The sequence below is a fragment of the Burkholderia sp. A2 genome (assembly GCF_001729305.1).
Classification (GTDB): Bacteria; Pseudomonadota; Gammaproteobacteria; order Burkholderiales; family Burkholderiaceae; genus Burkholderia; species Burkholderia sola.
This window is the reverse complement of the sequence record NZ_LZXX01000066.1, coordinates 419-1,022: the sequence shown is the minus strand read 5'-3', so window position 1 is coordinate 1,022 and position 604 is coordinate 419. Positions and strand designations below refer to the sequence as shown.

Below are 604 nucleotides of genomic sequence, written 5' to 3'. Positions count from 1 at the left end.
GACGCGATCGCCGCGCACGCTCTTCTTCAGGTCGGCCTCGCTGCGGTATTTGCCCGACAGGAACCCGCTCGCGAGCGCGTAGTAGTTGACGACGCCGAGCTTCAGGTCGCGCACGACCGGTTCGAGATCGCGTTCGTAGTCGGCGCGGTTGAGCAGGTTGTACTCGGGCTGGATGACCTGATAGGCGGGCAGCCCGTCGCGCGCGCTGATGGCGGCGGCTTCGCGCAGGCGTGCGCCGCTGTAGTTCGACGCACCGATGATGCGCACCTTGCCCGCGTCGATCAGCGTTTGATAGGCGCCGAGCGTTTCTTCGAGCGGGGCCGTGTCGGCCAGGTCGCGGTGCGAGAAATACAGATCGATGTAGTCGGTCTGCAGGCGGCGCAGCGAATCGTCGACGGCCTTCAGGATATTGTCTTTCGACAGCCCCGCGCGCGTGCCGAGCAGGCCGACCTTGGTCGCGATCACGACCTGCTCGCGCTTGCCGGAGCGCTTCAGCCACTTGCCGATGATCGTTTCCGATTCGCCGCCGTGGTTGCCGGGCGCCCAGGCGGAATAGACGTCGGCCGTGTCGATGAAGTTGATGCCGGTGTCGGCGAGCGCGTCG

At 66.2% G+C, this 604-nt stretch carries 1 protein-coding gene; it reads right to left on the bottom strand.

Features of this window, described 5'->3' with window-relative positions:
- Positions 1-604: aldo/keto reductase (locus A9Z05_RS05465; protein WP_256121855.1), on the bottom strand; the 604-nt coding region annotated here is incomplete at both ends.